Here is a 14,389-nt window from a genome sequence, read left to right as displayed (position 1 = left end):
CATCTGAACGCACCGGCACAGCTCTCTTTGCCACTGTATCTTCCCGATGATGAAACTTTCGCGAGTTTCTGGCCGGGCGATAACCCTTCTCTTCTTGCCGCCCTTCAGAACGTGCTGCGGCAGGAACATAGCGGATACATCTACATCTGGTCACGCGAAGGGGCGGGGCGCAGCCATCTCCTGCACGCGGCCTGCGCGGAGCTCTCTCAGCGCGGCGATGCGGTGGGCTACGTACCTCTGGATAAACGGACGTGGTTTGTTCCTGAAGTGCTGGACGGGATGGAGCACCTGTCGCTGGTTTGTATCGATAATATTGAGTGCGTAGCGGGCGATGAACTGTGGGAAATGGCGATTTTCGACCTCTACAACCGCATTCTCGAGTCCGGTAAAACCCGGCTGTTGATTACCGGCGACCGACCGCCGCGCCAGCTCAAGCTTGGCCTGCCGGATCTGGCTTCGCGTCTTGACTGGGGGCAAATCTACAAGCTGCAGCCGCTGTCGGATGAAGACAAACTCCAGGCGCTTCAGCTTCGCGCCAGACTGCGCGGTTTCGAAATGCCGGAAGACGTCTGTCGGTTCCTGCTTAAGCGGCTGGATCGCGAAATGCGTTCGCTGTTTATGACGCTCGATCAGCTCGATCGCGCTTCCATTACCGCCCAGCGCAAGCTGACCATTCCTTTCGTGAAAGAGATCCTCAAGCTTTAGCGGGCCGCGGCCTGAGGATCAACAACTTAGTTAACGATTTCCAGAACCTGCTCCGGCGGGCGACCGATACGGGCCTCGCCGTGGCTAACGACGATAGGCCGTTCAATCAGCTTTGGATTATCAACCATCGCCTGGATCAGCGCATCTTCGCTCAGCTGCGGGTTAGCGAGATCGAGGGATTTATAGAGATCTTCTTTCTGGCGCATTAAGTCGCGCGCGCTGGCCATCCCCAACATCTTCAGCAGCTGGCGCAGCGTGGCGGCATCCGGCGGCGTCTCCAGATAGAGCACCACTTCGGGGTCGATGCCGTTAGCCTTCAGCAGGCTCAGCGTGTCGCGACTCTTGGAGCAGCGCGGGTTGTGATAGATTTTGACCGTATCGGACATGAGGTCTCCTTACATTTTCTGGTACGGTTTGAAGCGTTCCTGCAGCTGACGCAGCTGATCGATACGCGCATCGTAGCGGGCCTGCTGCAGGCTGCCTAATTTTACCTGTGAGCTGGCGCTGCTGAGCAGGGTAATGGCCTGATCGAGTCGGCCAACCAGCGCCATGCCTTCCGCTCGGGCTGCCAGCTCCTGATCGCGATTTCCCAGTTTAGCTTCCGCTTGCGCCAGCAAATCCCAACCATTGACGTCATCTTTATTATTGAAGGTATAGCGGTTAAGGATCGTCGCCGCTTCCCCCGGCTGCCCGCCTTCCAGCAGTGCGTTGGCGAGGTTGAGCTGCAGCACCGGATTAGTACGCAGCTCGCGGGCGCCCTTCAGGCGATTAATCGCGTCTGTGGCTCTCTTTTGCCCGAGATCGATATCGGTCGCCAGGTCAAGGTACCAGGCGTTCTGCGGTTCGGCGCTAAGCAGCGGCTGCAGCGTTTTGCGCGCCAGATCGTAATTGTTATTGCCCATGGCCAGCAGCGCGCGGCCGTACTGGGCGGCGTGCTGCTCGCGAATATTGCCTTTTTCCCAGCTGCTCAGCAGGTCGTTGCCCAGCTTATTGTCGCCGGAGGTGTACATGCCCAGCGTTCTGGCCTTCGCCAGGTAGAAGTCAGCGGAGGACTGCACGACAACCGGGCGCATCTGGTTCGCACGGTTGCGGGCGTCGGCGAGACGGCTTTCCGGTAAGGGGTGGGTCAGCAGCATTTCCGGCGGCCGGGTGGAGTAGCGCGACTCGTCGAGCAGCTTACCCATAAACGCCGGCATCGCCTGCGGGTCGAACCCGGAGCGCTGAAGGACCTGAATGCCAATGCGGTCGGCCTCTTCTTCGTTTTGACGGGTAAAGCTGATCAGCCCCTGCTGGCTGCCCGCCAGGGTGCCGGTCAGCGCGGCCATCCCGGCCTGCGGGCTGGCCATCGCCAGCAGAATCGAGCCCAGCGCGCCGACCCAGGTCAGCGGAGCGTTACGCTTTTGGTCTTCCATCGCGCGGGCGAGATGGCGCTGGGTGACGTGAGAAATTTCGTGCGCCATTACCGACGCCAGCTCGCTTTCATTATCCGAGTAGCGGAACAGGGCCGAGTGCAGTACGACGTTACCGCCGAAGAAAGCAAAGGCGTTTATTTGATCGTTATTAATCAGATAAAAGTGGAACGGGGTGCGAACGGAATTGGCGTGCGACACCAGGCGCATGCCTAAACCGTTAATATACTGCACCAGCAGCGGATCGTTGATTAACGGCGCGCTGCCGCGCAGCTGGCGCACGTAGTAATCTCCCATCTGCATTTCCTGGCCGATGGAGAGCGTGCTTCCTGCGGAGGTGCCCATGTCCGGCAGAGTGTCTGCGGTATCGGCAAAAGCAGGTAATATTGAACCCAGCGTCAGCGACGCTATGACGGTCGCCACCAGCGTTTTCTTCAACTGCCTGAACATAACCTCTGTCCTGTAATGTAGGTGTGCCAGTTTGACCGATTGTGCGGCGTAATGTTCCCTGACCGCAAGCAGGTCCAGCGAGTTTAGCCGTCGTTCGCGGCGTTGCAAATATGATATTCATCCGGCCAGTAATGTTTGTGGTTTTACCCATAAAAAGCGAAGTCTTTTTTGTGACATTTCGATACAATTCCTGAGATTGTTACAGCTCCGCTCTTCAGGGAAGGGTTTTATGCTCCAGATGTTAATGCAGTGGTACCGTCGTCGGTTCAGCGACCCGGAGGCGATAGCGCTGCTGGTCATTTTGCTGGCTGGGTTCGGCATTATGTTTTTCTTCAGCGGCCTGCTGGCACCTTTGTTAGTGTCGATTGTTCTGGCCTATCTGCTGGAGTGGCCCACCGTCAGACTGGAGCGTATCGGGTTTTCACGTACCTGGGCCACCTCGGTCGTTCTGATTCTGTTCGTCGGCATTCTGCTGCTGATGGCGTTTGTGGTGATGCCGGTTGCCTGGCAGCAGGGCATTTATCTGATTCGCGATATGCCCGGGATGCTGAATAAGCTTTCCGATTTCGCCGCCACGGTGCCGCGCCGTTATCCGGCCCTCATGGATGCCGGCATTATCGACGCGATGGCGGAGAATATGCGCAGCCGCATGTTAACCGTCGGCGACTCGGTGGTGAAATATTCGCTGGCCTCTCTGGTCGGGCTGCTGACCCTGGCGGTCTATCTGGTGCTGGTGCCGCTGATGGTTTTCTTTCTGCTGAAAGATAAAGAGCAGATGCTTAACGCCGTACGCCGGGTGCTGCCGCGCAACCGCGGCCTGGCCGGGCAGGTATGGAAAGAGATGAACCAGCAAATTACCAACTATATTCGCGGTAAGGTGCTGGAAATGATCGTCGTCGGCGTGGCGACGTGGATTGGCTTTATCCTTTTTGGCCTCAACTATTCGCTGCTGCTGGCGGTGCTGGTAGGGTTCTCGGTATTAATCCCCTATATCGGCGCGTTTGTGGTCACCATTCCGGTGGTGGGCGTGGCGCTGTTCCAGTTTGGCGCGGGAACCGAGTTCTGGAGCCTGTTTGCGGTGTACCTGATTATTCAGGCGCTGGATGGCAACCTGCTGGTGCCGGTACTCTTCTCGGAAGCCGTTAACCTGCATCCGCTGGTGATTATTCTGTCGGTGGTTATTTTTGGCGGTCTGTGGGGATTCTGGGGCGTGTTCTTCGCTATTCCGCTGGCGACGCTCATCAAAGCGGTGGTGCACGCCTGGCCGGATGGCCTGATAGTGGAAGACGAGCATTAGCGCTAAGCCGCAAGGAATGCCCTAAAAAAAGACGCCGGGTGGTTGAGAACGACCCGGCGTCTTGCGTTTATCTTAGCGTCAGGCGTTTTCTTTCAGCCAGTTCAGCACCACGTCGTGGTGATTGCTGGTTTTGAAATCATCAAACACATGTTCGATTTTGCCGTTGGCGTCGATGAGGAAGCTAATACGATGGATACCGTCGTAGGTTTTCCCCATAAAGGTTTTTTCACCCCAGATACCAAACTGCTCGCATACCTGATGATCTTCATCAGACAGCAGAGTGAAGTTCAGCAGCTCTTTTTCGGCGAAACGGGAGAGTTTTTCTGGTTTATCCGTACTGATACCCAGTACTTCAACGCCTGCTTTTTTCAGGTCGTCCATATTATCGCGTAAACCGCACGCCTGTACGGTGCAGCCCGGGGTCATGGCTTTCGGATAAAAATAAACCAGAACACGCTGTCCCTGGAAGTCGGTCAAATTTACTTCCTCGCCGTCCTGGTCCGGTAAGCTAAATTTCGGTGCAATATCACCGGCTTTCAGTGGGTTCATCACTCAAACTCCATCCTGTTCATCATGCTGTGAATAATTAACAATGTTAATACTGCCTTGTGCATTCAGTTCTGTACATAGGGCTTTGAACGCTTGTTCGATATTTGATGCATTTTGCGTAGTCGGGCTGTGGGCGGTGATTTGAATAAAAAGCTGTGCTGACTCGTCGTTCGCTCCGGGCTGAGTGCGGGAAACCAGCTCGGCAATGTTCATTTTCCACGTATCGCACAGCGCCGTAAACCGCTCAATGATATGCGGCGAATCCGGCACCTCAACCTGAACCCAGACGGTGTTCTGCATCGCCTGAGGCGGTCTCGCGGTTGTACGCTTCATCACGATAAGCAGATCCAGCTCGGCGCCTTTCAGCGGCAGAGTGGATTCAATCAGGTTAATTGCATTCCACGAGCCGGAAAGCAGCATGATAAACGTAAACTCATCGCCAAGCATGGCCAGCCGACTGTCTTCAATATTACAGCCGCAGCTGCTGACGTGACGAGTGATCGTATTCACGATGCCTGGGCGGTCAGCACCCAACGCGGTAATAACCAGATAGTGTTGTAATGAGGCTGTCAAACCTGTTCTTCCTTTAAAAAGGTGAGGTAACGTTAGGAAAGCATAAAAAAAACCGGCATACAACATCCCTGATGGCATCGGGTCTCTTGCTTTTATTACGACTCCAAACGTAACATTGAGAATCTTGTCCCACTTATGCTCTGAGGATGGCCCATGTTTACGGGAAGTATTGTAGCGCTTGTCACGCCAATGGATGAAAACGGCAACGTCTGCCGGTCAAGCCTGAAAAAACTGATTGATTATCATGTCGCCAGCGGAACCTCGGCGATCGTTTCGGTAGGGACTACCGGAGAGTCCGCAACATTGAGCCATGAAGAGCATGGTGATGTGGTGATGCAGACGCTGGAGCTGGCCGACGGGCGTATCCCGGTCATTGCCGGTACCGGTGCAAATGCAACCGCAGAGGCGATTAGCCTGACCAAGCGATTTAACGATAGCGGCGTGGTTGGCTGCCTGACGGTAACGCCGTATTACAACCGTCCGACCCAGGAAGGGCTGTTCCAACACTTTAAAGCTATCGCAGAACATACTGACCTGCCGCAAATCCTGTATAATGTGCCGTCCCGTACCGGTTGCGATATGCTGCCTGAAACCGTTGGTCGTCTGGCGGAAATTAAAAATATTATCGGTATTAAGGAAGCGACGGGGAACTTAAGCCGCGTTCATCAGATCAAAGAGCTGGTTTCAGATGACTTTATTCTGCTGAGCGGCGATGACGCGACCGGAATGGACTTTATGCAGCTTGGCGGTCATGGCGTGATTTCCGTAACGACAAACGTTGCGGCGCGCGAAATGGCCGAGATGTGCCGACTGGCGCTAGCAGGTCAATTTGCCGAAGCTCGTGCGATTAACCAGCGTCTGATGCCATTGCATACCAAATTATTTGTCGAACCCAACCCTATTCCGGTCAAATGGGCCTGTAAGGCGTTGGGTCTTGTGGCGACCGATACGCTACGCCTGCCGATGACCCCGATTACCGAAAACGGTATTAAGGTTGTGACCGCAGCGCTGAAGCATGCCGGTTTGCTGTAAAGTTTAGGGAGATTTGATGGCTTACTCAGTACAGAAGTCGCGCCTGGCGAAGGTTGCGGGTGTTTCGCTGGTTCTACTCCTCGCGGCCTGTAGTTCTGACTCGCGCTACAAGCGTCAGGTGAGCGGCGACGAGGCCTATTTGCAGGCTACGCCGCTTAGTGAACTTCACGCGCCAGCAGGGATGATCCTGCCGATTCAGGTGGGTGATTATAATATTCCGGTTGCGACCAGCACCGGTAACACTGGCAAAGCCCTGGACATTCGTCCGCCGGCCCAGCCACTGGCGCTGGTCAGCGGCGCGCGTACGCAGTTTAACGGTGATACCGCGACGCTGATGGTGGAAAACGGGCGCAGCGGTTCGCTGTGGGCGCAGGTGGCAAGCATCGTGCAGTCGAAAAACTACACTATCGCGAAACGCGACGATGCCAGCCAGACGCTGAATACCGACTGGGTCGAATGGAATCGCCTCGATGAAGACCAGCAGTATCGTGGTCGCTATCAAATCTCAGTTAAGCAGCAGGGCTATCAGCAGGCGGTGATCGTGAAGCTGGTGAATCTGGAGCAGGCGGGTAAACCTGTTGCCGATCCGGCTTCGCTGCAGCGCTACAGTACCGCCATGCTGAACGTCATCTCCGAAGGTCTGGATCTGAACGCCACCAGCGCGCAGAACGCCGCGCAGAAAAACGCCGGGGCGACCTTCGACGTGCAGAGCGGCGCTGATGATACCGGCCTGCCGATGCTGATCGTTCGCGCGCCGTTTAACCTGGTGTGGCAACGCCTGCCGGGCGCGCTGGAAAAAGTGGGCATGAAGGTCACCGATAGCTCTCGTTCTCAGGGCAGCTTCTCCGTCACCTACAAACCGCTTTCCGACAGCGGCTGGACCGATCTGGGCGCCCGCGACCCGCAGCTGGTTTCCGGCGATTATAAACTGCAGGTCGGGGACCTCGATAACCGCAGCAGTCTGCAGTTCATCGACCCGAAAGGCCATACGCTGACGCAGTCGCAAAATGATGCCCTGGTCGCCGTATTCCAGGCCGCATTAAGTAAGTAATTAACAGGGCTGGAGCAATCCGGCCCTTTTTAATGTATAGTGACGCAAACGTGTGCGTCGGCAGAAAAGCACAAATTTTTATCGTTAATCATCACTGGAGTGACAAAGATGCAAAAGCAAGCTGAGTTGTATCGTGGTAAAGCGAAGACGGTATACAGCACCGAAAACCCGGATCTGTTGATACTCGAATTCCGTAACGATACGTCAGCAGGGGACGGCGCTCGCATTGAGCAGTTCGATCGTAAAGGCATGGTGAACAACAAGTTCAACCATTTCATTATGAGCAAGCTGGCGGAAGCGGGTATCCCGACCCAGATGGAAGCGCTGTTGTCCGATACCGAGTGTCTGGTTAAAAAGCTGGATATGGTGCCGGTGGAGTGCGTGGTGCGCAACCGCGCTGCCGGTTCGCTGGTGAAACGCTTAGGGATTGAAGAGGGCATCGAGCTGAACCCGCCGCTGTTCGACCTGTTCCTGAAGAACGACGCCATGCACGACCCGATGGTCAACGAATCCTACTGCGAAACCTTTGGCTGGGTGAGCAAAGAGAACCTGGCGCGTATGCAGGAGCTGACCTACAAAGCTAACGATGTGCTGAAAAAGCTGTTTGACGATGCGGGCCTGATCCTGGTGGACTTCAAGCTGGAGTTCGGTTTGTTCAAAGGCGAAGTGGTGCTGGGGGATGAATTCTCTCCGGACGGCAGCCGTCTGTGGGATAAAAAAACCATGGATAAAATGGACAAAGACCGCTTCCGCCAGAGCCTTGGCGGCCTGATTGAAGCCTACGAAGAAGTCGCTCATCGCCTGGGCGTGAAGCTCGACTAATCCCCCGACGCCAGAAGAAGTTTTCTTCTTCTGGCGCTCTTCTTGCTGTTTCCTGTGGTAATCCTCCGCTGAACCGCCTACGATCTTATTCATTGGTTAATATGATGAATTGAGGTGCTTATGCGCTGGCAAGGACGTCGCGAGAGCGACAATGTGGAAGATCGTCGTGGTCAATCTGGTTCACCGATGGGCGGCGGAGGCGGTTTTCGTCTCCCCAGCGGTAAAGGCGGCATTGTACTGCTGATTATTGTTCTGGTGGCGGGCTATTACGGCGTGGATTTAACCGGCATGCTGACCGGCGAGCCGGTATCTCAACAGCAAACCACCCAACGCTCCATTAGCCCGCAGGATGAAGAGGCCGCGAAATTCACGAAGGTGATTCTGGCGGACACGGAAGATACCTGGGGCGCTATTTTTAAAGATATGGGCCGTCAGTATCCGCAGCCCAAACTGGTGATGTACCGCGGCGCGACGCGGACCGCCTGCGGCACCGGTCAATCGGTCATGGGGCCTTTTTACTGCCCTGCGGACAGCACGGTGTATATCGACCTGTCATTCTACGATGAGATGAGAAACAAGCTTGGCGCCGGCGGCGATTTCGCGCAGGGTTACGTTATCGCCCACGAGGTTGGCCATCACGTACAAAAGCTGTTGGGTATTGAATCGAAAGTGCGCCAGCTGCAGCAAAACGCTTCGCAGGCGGAAGCGAACCGTCTGTCGGTAAAAATGGAGCTACAGGCGGACTGCTTTGCCGGCGTCTGGGGCTACAACATGCAGAAGCAAGACTACATGGAGACCGGCGATCTGCAGGAAGCGCTGAATGCCGCAGAGGCGATTGGCGACGATCGCCTGCAGCAGCAGAGCCAGGGGCGCGTCGTGCCGGACAGCTTTACCCACGGAACGTCGCAGCAGCGCTATACCTGGTTTAAACGCGGTTTCGATAGCGGCGACCCGGCGCAGTGCAACACCTTCGGCAACGCGCTGTAATGCTCTGTTGTCATGGATGAACTGCGTCACCTGACGGCGCAGATGGCGCGCGAAGGCGTTCGTCGTCTGCTGGTCCTCAGCGGCGACGATGCCTGGACCCTGCGTCAGGCGCAAAGAGTACGTACCGCGCTGGCGGGCGACGGGCTGTGGGTCGGCCCGCGTCCGATGCCCGAGCCGTACGTCTCGTCTGCTGCCCTGAAATCGCTGCTGGGCCGCGAATTCCAGCACGCCTTTTTCGATGCCCGCGAGGGTTTTGATGTGGCGGCCTTTGCCGCATTAGCCGGTACGCTGCGCGCCGGAAGCTGGCTGGTATTGCTCACCCCCGACTTTGCGCAATGGCCGGCCCGTCCTGATGCGGATTCTCTGCGCTGGAGCGACGCTCCCGACCCCATCCCTACGCCGAATTTTGTTTATCGTTTTTGCCAACAGATTAGTGCGGATAACGCGTCCATTCTCTGGCGGCAGGGCAATGAACTTGCGGTGCCCGCGTTACCCGTGCGCCCGCCATGGCATCCCGCCGACGGACATCCGCAGGCGGAGCAGGCTGTCGTGCTTGCCGAACTGGCCCGGTTCCCTCCCGGTATTGCGGCGCTAACCGCCGAGCGCGGGCGAGGCAAGTCCGCGCTCGCGGGAATGCTTATTCGCCATCTGGGGGGAGATGCCATCGTCACGGCACCGACGCGGGGAGCAGCGGAGGTGATGGCGACATTCGCCGGGGAGGCTTTCCGCTTTATGGCCCCCGACGCATTGCTGGCTTCCGGCTGCACCGCCGGATGGCTGATTGTCGATGAGGCCGCGGCCATCCCCGGGCCGCTGCTGCGCCAGCTGGTCTCCCGCTTCCCGAGGACGCTGTTGACCACTACCGTTCAGGGGTACGAGGGGACGGGACGCGGCTTTTTGCTTAAGTTTTGCGCCAGTTTTGCGCACTTACGGCAGTTTAGCCTGACGACGCCCATCCGTTGGGCAAGCGGCTGCCCGCTGGAGGCGGCGATTGCGCGGCTGCTGCTGTTCAACGACGAGACCTTTCAGCACGCGCCAGGCGGCGATATCGTGCTGGAAAGCGTCAGCCAGGAGAGCTGGCGGCGACAGTCTGCGTTACCGGAAGCGATGTATCAGCTGCTCTCCGGGGCCCACTATCGCACCTCGCCGCTGGACCTCCGGCGCATGATGGATGCGCCGGGGCAGCATTTTACCTGCGCCCGCGGCGGGGAGCGCATCGCCGGAGCGCTATGGCTGGTGGAGGAGGGTGGTCTTGAGCCGCCGCTTAGCCAGGCGGTGTGGGCCGGCTATCGCCGTCCGCGCGGCAATCTGGTGGCGCAGTCGCTGGCGGCGCACGGCGGTAGCCCACTGGCGGCTACGTTGGCGGGGCTGCGCATCAGCCGTATTGCCGTGCATCCGGCTCGCCAGCGCGAAGGGCTGGGGCAGCGGCTGGTGGCCCGGGCGGCGTCGCAGGCTGCGGACCGGGATTATCTCTCGGTGAGTTTTGGCTACACGCCTGAGCTGTGGCGCTTCTGGCAACACTGCGGTTTTACGCTGGTGCGGCTGGGCACGCATCGGGAAGCCAGCAGCGGCTGTTACACCGCGATGGCGCTCTATCCTCTCAGCGAAGCGGGCCATCGCCTGGCAAGCGAAGAAGCCCAACGGCTGCAGCGCGACGAATTCTGGCTGCGCGAGTGGCGAGATGAACCTGTGCCGCTGACGGCGCTGAAAGCGACTATTCTTACTGAAGAAGACTGGCTGGAGGTGGCGGGTTTTGCTTTTGCCCATCGTCCGCTACTGACCTCGGCGGGTAGCCTCAATCGCCTGCTTATATTGGTGGAGCTGCCGCTTCCGGCGCTGCGGGCCCGCCTGCAGCAGCAGGATGAGGCCGCGCTTTGCCGGACGTTAGGCTTATCCGGACGGAAAGCGCTGCTGGCCAGGCTGCGCGAAGAGGCGGCGCAGGCGCTGCTCAGCCTGGATGAAAACCGCGCCAACGACCTGCGCCGGCAGGTTAAAATGCTGCAATTTTTTTAACTAACTCCTTCAGTTAAATGGCATGGTCATATTTCGCCTGCGGCGTAAACTTCCTTGCAGACATTAAGGAGACAGCCATGAAACACGATCATTTTATTGTTCAGAGCCCCGCGACACCTGCACAGCAACTGCTGCTGCTGTTTCATGGCGTCGGCGATAACCCGGTGGCCATGGGGCAAATCGGTAGCTGGTTTGCGCCGCTGTTTCCCGATGCGCTGATTGTCAGTATCGGCGGCGCTGAGCCGTGCGGTCCGCCTCCGGGACGCCAGTGGTTTTCCGTTCAGGGCGTTAGCGAAGAAAACCGCCAGCAGCGGGTGGATGCCATCATGCCGACCTTTATCGAAACGGTGCGCTACTGGCAACAGCAGAGCGGCGTCAGCCCGCAGGCGACGGCGCTGATCGGCTTCTCACAGGGGGCGATTATGTCGCTGGAGAGCATTAAAGCCGAGCCGGGTCTGGCATCGCGGGTGATCGCCTTTAACGGCCGCTATGCGACGCTGCCGGAGACCGCGACGACCGCGACCACTGTTCACCTGATCCACGGCGGTGAAGATCGGGTGATCGATCTGGCGTGGGCGGTGGCGGGGCAGGAGGCGCTGCAGCAGGCCGGCGGTGACGTGACGCTGGATATTGTTGAAGATCTGGGGCACGCGATTGACGATCGCAGTATGCAGTTTGCCCTCGATCATCTGCGCTTTACCGTACCGAAGCATTATTTCGATGAAGCCCTCAGCGGCAGCACGCCGAAAGACAGCGATATTATTGAACTGCTGTGAATAATAAACCCGGAGGCGGCGCGATGCGCCTGTCCGGGCTACCGGCCCGCAGACGGGGGGGAACCCGTAGCCCGGGCAAGGCGCGTTAAGCGCCGCCCCCGGGAAAAGAGCGCAGAGTGGGATAATTTCCCGGAGGCGATGCTGCGCATCTGTTCGGGCTACCGGACCTGCAACGAGCTGGAAACCCGTAGCCCGGGCAAGGCGCGTTAAGCGCCGCCCCCGGGAAAAGAGCGCAGAGTGGGGTAATCTTCCGGAGGCGATGCTGCGTATCTGTTCGGGCTACCGGACCTGCAGACGAGCTGTAAACCCGTAGCCCGGGCAAGGCGCGTTAAGCGCCGCCCCCGGGAAAAGAGCGCAGAGTAGGATATTTTCCCGGAGGCGATGCTGCGCATCAGTCCGGGCTACTTGACCCGCGTCGAACTCGCCGGGCGATTGCTTTATGGCAATCCGCAGTAAGATGTTACTTCTTCTTCGACGGGTCGTTCTTCGGCCAGTCGTCATCGTCGTCCCACTTGTCGTTGAAGTCGCGATGCGGGGGCAGATCCGGTTTATTGTTGAGAAATTTTTTGTGGTCAACGCGGGTCAGATCTTTAATCACGTTGATCATCACGCCCACCAAAAATACCAACACCAGAACCCACCAGTATTTCGTTAGCCAATCCATGCGCTTACCTCTTCTCTATTGATGCCGTCAGGCGACCAGCTGTTCCATGATGCGTTGGTACATCCGCGCCAGCAGCTGGAGGTCGGCGGCATTCACACACTCGTTTATTTTATGAATGGTGGCGTTCACTGGCCCCAGTTCAACCACCTGCGCGCCCATACGCGCGATAAAGCGCCCGTCGGACGTGCCGCCGTTGGTCAGCAGCTGCGGTTTTATTTCATTATAGTGCTCAATGGCGTTAACCACCGCATCAACCAGCTTACCGCGGCTGGTCAGGAACGGCTGGCCTGAGAGCCACCAGTCGACGCTGTAGCGCAGCGCGTACTTCTCCAGCAGCGCAACGACGCGCGCTTTAATCATTTCGTCGGTCAGCTCGGTGCTAAAGCGGAAGTTGAACTGGACAAACATATCGCCGGGAATCACGTTGTTGCTGCCGGTGCCGGACTGCACGTTAGCGATTTGCATACTGGTCGGCGGAAAGAACTCGTTGCCCTTATCCCATTCGATATTCACCAGCTCCGCCAGCATCGGCGCGGCGCGGTGCACCGGGTTATCGGCGAGATGTGGGTAGGCCACGTGCCCCTGCACGCCGTGAATGGTCAGGTTGCAGGTCAGCGAGCCGCGACGGCCGTTTTTCACCACATCGCCGACGACTTCAGTGCTGGACGGTTCGCCGACCAGGCAATAATCCAGGCGCTCGTTGCGCGCCATCAGCGCTTCAACAACCTTAACGGTGCCGTTTTTCGCGCTGGCTTCTTCATCAGAAGTGATCAGGAAGGCCAGACGACCTTTATGATTCGGATACTGAGCGACAAAACGTTCGGCGGCGACGACCATTGCCGCGAGCGAGCCTTTCATATCCGCGGCGCCGCGGCCAAACAGCATGCCGTCGCGAATGGTGGGTTCAAAGGGGGGATTAATCCAGCGATCGGCGTCCCCCGACGGGACGACATCGGTATGGCCGGCAAACGCCAGCGTTTCCCCGCGCCCGCGCCAGGCCCAGAAGTTTTGGGTATCCCCGAAATCCATCGGTTCAACGGTAAAGCCAATCGCACGCAGGCGTTCAATCATTAACGCCTGGCATCCCGCATCATCGGGGCTGAGGGAAGGGCGGCGAATAAGCTGCTGAGCCAGCTCAATGACCGGGCAAGACATAGACTACACCTCGTTAAACTGCTGATAACTTGATTCACTGAAACCCAGCAGCATAGGCTGACCGGGCGCGCAGAGCAATGGGCGTTTAATGATTGCCGGCATTTCCAGCATCAGTTTTGCCGCAGCGTCGGCGTTATTGATACCGGCGCGGACCGTTTCATCCAGCTTGCGCCACGTCGTCCCCCGGGTGTTAAGCAGGGCTTCCCAGCCGAGTTCAGCGATAAAGGTATCTAATAAAGTTCGATCCAGACCATCGACACGATAATCATGAAAGCGATATTCTATCTGCTGCGTCTCCAGCCAGCGGCGAGCCTTTTTTATGGTGTCGCAGTTTTTTATCCCGTACATGGTAAGCATGATTAAACCTTTTCCGTTGAATTAAACGATTGGCTAAGAATGTTCCGAATATATAAGCCCTGAATAAATAATACGTGAAATGCTTTAATAAATATCGTTTTTTCCCGTCGGGATATATTCATCGTTACATTTTGGCTGTTTTTTGAACGCCCCCTGACGGCGTTTCCTGGCCTCGAGGCGGATTCCGGTGATTCAGGCTGATGAACAAATGTTGCTAAATGTTGCTGTTGGTCACATTAAAATGCGCAAAATCGGCTCATAGTACTTACGAATGAAAGAGAACGTTCCGCAGGGGGTAATGAAAGTTATCAGTACGATAGCGCAAACAGGCTTTTAACTATCAATGAATTTGCATAAAATCACCCATAATAATAAGAGAGGCTATTATGATTGAACACGAACTGGGGAACTGGAAAGACTTTATCGAAGGCATGCTTCGTAAATAGTTTTCCGCAATAAAAGCATGGCGATTTCACAGGCAGAATAATAATGCAGTTGAAGCGACCACATGAAAAAGGCGACCTGTCCGGTCGCCTTTTCTGTTATTTG

Annotated in this window: 16 protein-coding genes; 9 read left to right on the top strand and 7 right to left on the bottom strand. The window is 57.0% G+C overall.

The genetic code is table 11. From position 1 onward, the window contains the following. Positions 1-3: 3 nt before the first annotated feature. Complete coding sequence (locus MKleb_RS20190; protein WP_211800913.1) at positions 4-705, top strand: DnaA inactivator Hda; 702 nt, start codon at positions 4-6, stop codon at positions 703-705. A 26-nt stretch (positions 706-731) separates the two neighbouring features. Here the strand turns inward: MKleb_RS20190 and arsC are convergent, their stop codons facing one another. Together arsC and bepA are read right to left on the bottom strand one after the other, a co-directional pair. Then, a complete protein-coding gene (gene arsC, locus MKleb_RS20185; RefSeq protein ID WP_004853095.1) occupies positions 732-1,091 on the bottom strand; it encodes an arsenate reductase (glutaredoxin) in 360 nt (119 codons plus the stop codon). 9 nt (positions 1,092-1,100) lie between these two features. Continuing rightward, a complete protein-coding gene (gene bepA / locus MKleb_RS20180) occupies positions 1,101-2,564 on the bottom strand; it encodes a beta-barrel assembly-enhancing protease (RefSeq protein ID WP_004853093.1) in 1,464 nt (487 codons plus the stop codon). Positions 2,565-2,793: 229 nt separating this feature from the next. Between bepA and MKleb_RS20175 the strand changes: the two genes are divergently transcribed. Continuing rightward, entirely contained in the window at positions 2,794-3,861 is a 1,068-nt protein-coding gene (locus MKleb_RS20175; protein WP_004123481.1) for an AI-2E family transporter, read from the top strand. Between the two features lie 78 nt (positions 3,862-3,939). Here the strand turns inward: MKleb_RS20175 and bcp are convergent, their stop codons facing one another. Together bcp and MKleb_RS20165 are read right to left on the bottom strand one after the other, a co-directional pair. Then, positions 3,940-4,410: a thioredoxin-dependent thiol peroxidase gene (bcp, locus tag MKleb_RS20170; protein ID WP_004104423.1), complete on the bottom strand. Its 471-nt coding sequence runs from the start codon at positions 4,408-4,410 to the stop codon at positions 3,940-3,942. A gap of 3 nt (positions 4,411-4,413) precedes the next feature. Beyond that, positions 4,414-4,983, bottom strand: coding sequence for a glycine cleavage system transcriptional repressor (locus MKleb_RS20165; protein ID WP_004123480.1), 570 nt, complete (start codon positions 4,981-4,983; stop codon positions 4,414-4,416). Positions 4,984-5,136: 153 nt separating this feature from the next. On the opposite strand from MKleb_RS20165, the gene dapA reads away from it, so the two are divergent. The 6 genes from dapA (at position 5,137) to ypfH (ending at position 11,664) form a co-directional block, all read left to right on the top strand. Then, positions 5,137-6,015, top strand: a complete 879-nt coding sequence (gene dapA / locus MKleb_RS20160) for a 4-hydroxy-tetrahydrodipicolinate synthase (RefSeq protein WP_004853086.1) — start codon at positions 5,137-5,139, stop codon at positions 6,013-6,015. A gap of 16 nt (positions 6,016-6,031) precedes the next feature. Beyond that, positions 6,032-7,066: an outer membrane protein assembly factor BamC gene (gene bamC / locus MKleb_RS20155; protein WP_004853085.1), complete on the top strand. Its 1,035-nt coding sequence runs from the start codon at positions 6,032-6,034 to the stop codon at positions 7,064-7,066. A gap of 108 nt (positions 7,067-7,174) precedes the next feature. Then, complete coding sequence (purC, locus tag MKleb_RS20150; protein WP_004104417.1) at positions 7,175-7,888, top strand: phosphoribosylaminoimidazolesuccinocarboxamide synthase; 714 nt, start codon at positions 7,175-7,177, stop codon at positions 7,886-7,888. A 120-nt stretch (positions 7,889-8,008) separates the two neighbouring features. Then, positions 8,009-8,875: a KPN_02809 family neutral zinc metallopeptidase gene (locus MKleb_RS20145; RefSeq protein WP_014839185.1), complete on the top strand. Its 867-nt coding sequence runs from the start codon at positions 8,009-8,011 to the stop codon at positions 8,873-8,875. Between the two features lie 12 nt (positions 8,876-8,887). After that, a complete protein-coding gene (locus MKleb_RS20140; protein WP_108703516.1) occupies positions 8,888-10,888 on the top strand; it encodes a tRNA(Met) cytidine acetyltransferase TmcA in 2,001 nt (666 codons plus the stop codon). 77 nt (positions 10,889-10,965) lie between these two features. After that, the gene (ypfH, locus tag MKleb_RS20135; protein ID WP_004853078.1) at positions 10,966-11,664 is read left to right on the top strand and encodes an esterase; all 699 of its coding nucleotides are present in this window, start codon (positions 10,966-10,968) and stop codon (positions 11,662-11,664) included. A gap of 460 nt (positions 11,665-12,124) precedes the next feature. Here ypfH and MKleb_RS20130 read toward each other — a convergent pair whose 3' ends face one another. From MKleb_RS20130 to MKleb_RS20120, 3 genes are read right to left on the bottom strand one after another with little or no spacing between them, the layout of a single operon-like run. After that, positions 12,125-12,328: a YpfN family protein gene (locus MKleb_RS20130; RefSeq protein WP_004123464.1), complete on the bottom strand. Its 204-nt coding sequence runs from the start codon at positions 12,326-12,328 to the stop codon at positions 12,125-12,127. A gap of 27 nt (positions 12,329-12,355) precedes the next feature. Beyond that, the gene (gene dapE, locus MKleb_RS20125; RefSeq protein ID WP_004853076.1) at positions 12,356-13,483 is read right to left on the bottom strand and encodes a succinyl-diaminopimelate desuccinylase; all 1,128 of its coding nucleotides are present in this window, start codon (positions 13,481-13,483) and stop codon (positions 12,356-12,358) included. Between the two features lie 3 nt (positions 13,484-13,486). Next, on the bottom strand, positions 13,487-13,840 hold the full coding sequence (locus MKleb_RS20120) for an ArsC family reductase (protein WP_004853073.1): 354 nt from the start codon (positions 13,838-13,840) through the stop codon (positions 13,487-13,489). Between the two features lie 386 nt (positions 13,841-14,226). Here MKleb_RS20120 and ypfM point away from each other — a divergent pair, with 386 nt between their 5' ends. Then, the gene (gene ypfM, locus MKleb_RS20115) at positions 14,227-14,286 is read left to right on the top strand and encodes a protein YpfM (RefSeq protein WP_100181659.1); all 60 of its coding nucleotides are present in this window, start codon (positions 14,227-14,229) and stop codon (positions 14,284-14,286) included. Positions 14,287-14,389 lie beyond the last annotated feature (103 nt).

The organism is Klebsiella sp. PL-2018 (assembly GCF_019048985.1).
Lineage (GTDB): Bacteria > Pseudomonadota > Gammaproteobacteria > Enterobacterales > Enterobacteriaceae > Klebsiella > Klebsiella michiganensis.
This window is presented reverse-complemented; position numbering and strand designations above follow the sequence as displayed.